Origin of the sequence: Agromyces sp. NPDC052230, assembly GCF_040679595.1 — a bacterium.
Classification (GTDB): Bacteria; Actinomycetota; Actinomycetes; order Actinomycetales; family Microbacteriaceae; genus Agromyces.
The window spans coordinates 1-5,659 of sequence record NZ_JBFAVC010000018.1 but is presented as its reverse complement, the minus strand read 5'-3'; the positions used below and the strand labels follow the sequence as shown (position 1 = coordinate 5,659).

Below are 5,659 nucleotides of genomic sequence, written 5' to 3'. Positions count from 1 at the left end.
GTCCGTTTCTTGAGAACTCAACAGCGTGCACTATGTTCAATGCCAATTTTTGAACCCCGTGTTCTTCTGCCTTTTGGGGTGGGGGGACGGGTTTCCTTTGGATTGATGGACAGTCAGTATTGATTGTTTCTCAGTCAGAGGTTGAACTCTTGACCGGCCTTTCGGGGTTGGTTGAACCAGTTTTTTTGGAGAGTTTGATCCTGGCTCAGGACGAACGCTGGCGGCGTGCTTAACACATGCAAGTCGAACGATGATCCGGTGCTTGCACCGGGGATTAGTGGCGAACGGGTGAGTAACACGTGAGTAACCTGCCCTGGACTCTGGGATAACCCCGAGAAATCGGAGCTAATACCGGATAGGACCTTGGATCGCATGATTCGGGGTGGAAAGTTTTTTCGGTTTGGGATGGACTCGCGGCCTATCAGCTTGTTGGTGAGGTAATGGCTCACCAAGGCGTCGACGGGTAGCCGGCCTGAGAGGGTGACCGGCCACACTGGGACTGAGACACGGCCCAGACTCCTACGGGAGGCAGCAGTGGGGAATATTGCACAATGGGCGCAAGCCTGATGCAGCAACGCCGCGTGCGGGATGACGGCCTTCGGGTTGTAAACCGCTTTTAGTAAGGAAGAAGGGAAGCGCAAGCTTTTTGACGGTACTTGCAGAAAAAGGACCGGCTAACTACGTGCCAGCAGCCGCGGTAATACGTAGGGTCCGAGCGTTGTCCGGAATTATTGGGCGTAAAGAGCTCGTAGGCGGTTTGTCGCGTCTGCTGTGAAATCCCGAGGCTCAACCTCGGGCCTGCAGTGGGTACGGGCAGACTGGAGTGCGGTAGGGGAGAATGGAATTCCTGGTGTAGCGGTGGAATGCGCAGATATCAGGAGGAACACCGATGGCGAAGGCAGTTCTCTGGGCCGTAACTGACGCTGAGGAGCGAAAGCGTGGGGAGCGAACAGGATTAGATACCCTGGTAGTCCACGCCGTAAACGTTGGGCGCTAGATGTGGGGACCTTTCCACGGTTTCCGTGTCGTAGCTAACGCATTAAGCGCCCCGCCTGGGGAGTACGGCCGCAAGGCTAAAACTCAAAGGAATTGACGGGGGCCCGCACAAGCGGCGGAGCATGCGGATTAATTCGATGCAACGCGAAGAACCTTACCAAGGCTTGACATAACCGAGAACGCCGCAGAAATGTGGAACTCTTTGGACACTCGGTTACAGGTGGTGCATGGTTGTCGTCAGCTCGTGTCGTGAGATGTTGGGTTAAGTCCCGCAACGAGCGCAACCCTCGTCGCATGTTGCCAGCACGTCATGGTGGGAACTCATGTGAGACTGCCGGGGTCAACTCGGAGGAAGGTGGGGATGACGTCAAATCATCATGCCCCTTATGTCTTGGGCTTCACGCATGCTACAATGGCCGGTACAAAGGGCTGCGATGTCGTAAGGCGGAGCGAATCCCAAAAAGCCGGTCTCAGTTCGGATTGAGGTCTGCAACTCGACCTCATGAAGTCGGAGTCGCTAGTAATCGCAGATCAGCAACGCTGCGGTGAATACGTTCCCGGGCCTTGTACACACCGCCCGTCAAGTCATGAAAGTCGGTAACACCCGAAGCCAGTGGCCTAACCGCAAGGAGGGAGCTGTCGAAGGTGGGATCGGTGATTAGGACTAAGTCGTAACAAGGTAGCCGTACCGGAAGGTGCGGCTGGATCACCTCCTTTCTAAGGAGCAACTCGGAGCCTTTCGGGGTTTCGCAGTGCAGACCAGATCGGGTCCTGTGTGGCTCGCTGGTTGCTCATGGGTGGAACATTGACATAGGTATCAGCTGAGTCGTCTGGGTCCCAGTACGCCGCTTCCTTTTGGGGGTGGTTGGAACGGGTCGGGTCGAGGGGGTTGGTACGTGCACGCTGTTGGGTCCTGAGGGACCGGGCGCATTCCTTGGCTGTGATGGCCGGGGTGGGTTTGGACTCTTCAGGCCTTCACCGAGGCTGGCAGGTTTGCCGGCGGGTGTGGGGGTTCTGGCCGTCTGTTGAGAACTACATAGTGGACGCGAGCATCTTAGATTGATGCCCTGGTGTTCTTCGGAGCGTTGGGGTGTTGATCACAATAGGTGATACGCCAGGTCGGGTGCCCTTTTCGGGGTGCCCTGTTTGGTGTTCACTGGTCAATTTCTCATCCATGCCTTCGGGTGTGGGTGTGCGATTCGAACTCATGTGATTTTCAAGTTTCTAAGAGCAAACGGTGGATGCCTTGGCATCTGGAGCCGAAGAAGGACGTCGTAATCTGCGATAAGCCTCGGGGAGCTGATAAACGAGCTGTGATCCGAGGATTTCCGAATGGGGAAACCCCGCTGGGCCCTTAGGGTGACCTGGTGACTCCCGCCTGAATATATAGGGCGGGTAGAGGGAACGTGGGGAAGTGAAACATCTCAGTACCCACAGGAAGAGAAAACAACCGTGATTCCGTGAGTAGTGGCGAGCGAAAGCGGAACAGGCTAAACCGGTCATGTGTGATACCCGGCAGGGGTTGCATGGTCGGGGTTGTGGGACCTTTCGGGTCGATCTGCCGGTCGACCACGGTGACGCGTCAGGTATAGACGAACCGGATTGAAAGCCGGACCGGAGTGGGTGTGAGTCCCGTAGTCGAAATGCCTGGCCGGCCGGAGAGGGATCCCAAGTAGCACGGGGCCCGAGAAATCCCGTGTGAATCTGTCAGGACCACCTGATAAGCCTAAATACTCCCAGATGACCGATAGCGGACAAGTACCGTGAGGGAAAGGTGAAAAGTACCCCGGGAGGGGAGTGAAATAGTACCTGAAACCGTTTGCTTACAAACCGTCGGAGCCTCCTTAGTAGGGGTGACGGCGTGCCTTTTGAAGAATGAGCCTGCGAGTTAGTGATCTGTGGCGAGGTTAACCCGTGTGGGGCAGCCGTAGCGAAAGCGAGTCTGAATAGGGCGATTCAGTCGCAGGTCCTAGACCCGAAGCGAAGTGATCTATCCATGGCCAGGTTGAAGCGACGGTAAGACGTCGTGGAGGACCGAACCCACTTCAGTTGAAAATGGAGGGGATGAGCTGTGGATAGGGGTGAAAGGCCAATCAAACTTCGTGATAGCTGGTTCTCTCCGAAATGCATTTAGGTGCAGCGTTGCGTGTTTCTTGCCGGAGGTAGAGCTACTGGATGGCCGATGGGCCCTAAAAGGTTACTGACGTCAGCCAAACTCCGAATGCCGGTAAGTGAGAGCGCAGCAGTGAGACGGTGGGGGATAAGCTTCATCGTCGAGAGGGAAACAACCCAGACCACCGACTAAGGTCCCTAAGCGCGTGCTAAGTGGGAAAGGATGTGGAGTTGCACAGACAACCAGGAGGTTGGCTTAGAAGCAGCCACCCTTGAAAGAGTGCGTAATAGCTCACTGGTCAAGTGATTCCGCGCCGACAATGTAACGGGGCTCAAGCACGCCACCGAAGTCGTGGCATTACCGCATTCGATAGGCCTTCGTGGTCCAGTCGTGGTGATGGGTAGGAGAGCGTCGTGTGGCGAGTGAAGCGGCGGTGTGAACCAGCCGTGGACGCCACACGAGTGAGAATGCAGGCATGAGTAGCGAAAGACGGGTGAGAAACCCGTCCTCCGGAAGACCAAGGGTTCCAGGGTCAAGCTAATCTGCCCTGGGTAAGTCGGGACCTAAGGCGAGGCCGACAGGCGTAGTCGATGGACAACGGGTTGATATTCCCGTACCGGCGAAGAACCGCCCACACGAAACCAGGAGTGCTAAGCATCCCAAGCCGTGACCGACCCTTCGGGGAACGTCGCGGGGCGGCATGCGACCCCATCTGGTGGAGTGAGCGTATTAACAGGTGTGACGCAGGAAGGTAGCCGAACCCGGGCGATGGTTGACCCGGGGCAAGCGTGTAGGCCGAGCGATAGGCAAATCCGTCGCTCACCACGGCTGAGACGCGATGCGGATGAAAAGTTGGTGATCCTATGCTGCCGAGAAAAGCATCGACGCGAGGTTCAAGCCGCCCGTACCCCAAACCGACTCAGGTGGTCAGGTAGAGAATACCAAGGAGATCGAGAGAATCGTGGTTAAGGAACTCGGCAAAATGCCCCCGTAACTTCGGGAGAAGGGGGGCCCGAAGCGTGAACCCACTTGCTGGGGGAAGCGTGGAGTGGCCGCAGAGACCAGTGGGAAGCGACTGTTTACTAAAAACACAGGTCCGTGCCAAGTCGCAAGACGATGTATACGGACTGACGCCTGCCCGGTGCTGGAAGGTTAAGAGGACCGGTTAGCCGCAAGGCGAAGCTGAGAATTTAAGCCCCAGTAAACGGCGGTGGTAACTATAACCATCCTAAGGTAGCGAAATTCCTTGTCGGGTAAGTTCCGACCTGCACGAATGGCGTAACGACTTCCCAGCTGTCTCAACCGCGAACTCGGCGAAATTGCATTACGAGTAAAGATGCTCGTTACGCGCAGCAGGACGGAAAGACCCCGTGACCTTTACTACAGCTTGGTATTGGTGTTCGGTGTGGCTTGTGTAGGATAGGTGGGAGACTTTGAAGCGGGCACGCCAGTGTTCGTGGAGTCATTGTTGAAATACCACTCTGGTCACTCTGGATATCTAACTTCGAACCGTGATCCGGTTCAGGGACAGTGCCTGGTGGGTAGTTTAACTGGGGCGGTTGCCTCCCAAAGAGTAACGGAGGCGCCCAAAGGTTCCCTCAACCTGGTTGGCAATCAGGTGGCGAGTGTAAGTGCACAAGGGAGCTTGACTGTGAGACTGACAGGTCGAGCAGGGACGAAAGTCGGGACTAGTGATCCGGCAGTGGCTTGTGGAAGCGCTGTCGCTCAACGGATAAAAGGTACCTCGGGGATAACAGGCTGATCTTGCCCAAGAGTCCATATCGACGGCATGGTTTGGCACCTCGATGTCGGCTCGTCGCATCCTGGGGCTGGAGTAGGTCCCAAGGGTTGGGCTGTTCGCCCATTAAAGCGGTACGCGAGCTGGGTTTAGAACGTCGTGAGACAGTTCGGTCCCTATCCGCTGCGCGCGTAGGAAATTTGAGAGGATCTGACCCTAGTACGAGAGGACCGGGTTGGACGAACCTCTGGTGTGCCAGTTGTTCCGCCAGGAGCACCGCTGGTTAGCTACGTTCGGGATGGATAACCGCTGAAAGCATCTAAGCGGGAAGCCGGCCTCGAGATGAGATTTCCATCCCCATTTGGGGGAGAGGCTCCCAGCCAGACGACTGGGTTGATAGGCCGGATGTGGAAGACAGGACTAACGACTGTCGCAGCTGACCGGTACTAATACGCCGATAACTTGACAATCACTACACACACCACGTTTGCAAAGGCTGTGGTGCGTGGCCAACAAGGATTGCTCGCGTCCACTCTGTGGTTCCCAACAGACGGAAACCCCAACACAACACAACAACACAACAACGCAACACCCCCACCCCAAACCACCCCAACCGGGACGGTCCAAGGGAACAACCCGGGGGTACCGAGACCACCACACCACCCACCCGCTGGGATGGTGCTGGTACCAGGGTTTCGGCGGCCATAGCGCGAGGGAAACGCCCGGACACATTCCGAACCCGGAAGCTAAGACTCGCAGCGCCGATGGTACTGCAGGGGCGACCCTGTGGGAGAGTAGGACACCGCCGGACA

Annotated in this window: 3 rRNA genes; all 3 read left to right on the top strand. The window is 56.6% G+C overall.

What is annotated here, in order from left to right:
- The first annotated feature begins 182 nt into the window (after nt 1-182).
- Nucleotides 183-1,713 (top strand): 16S ribosomal RNA (locus tag AB0K73_RS20785).
- Between the two features lie 497 nt (nt 1,714-2,210).
- A 23S ribosomal RNA gene (locus AB0K73_RS20780) occupies nt 2,211-5,317 on the top strand.
- 224 nt (nt 5,318-5,541) lie between these two features.
- A 5S ribosomal RNA gene (gene rrf, locus AB0K73_RS20775) occupies nt 5,542-5,658 on the top strand.
- The 16S, 23S and 5S rRNA genes sit together here, the layout of an rRNA operon.
- The last annotated feature ends 1 nt before the right edge of the window (nt 5,659 follow it).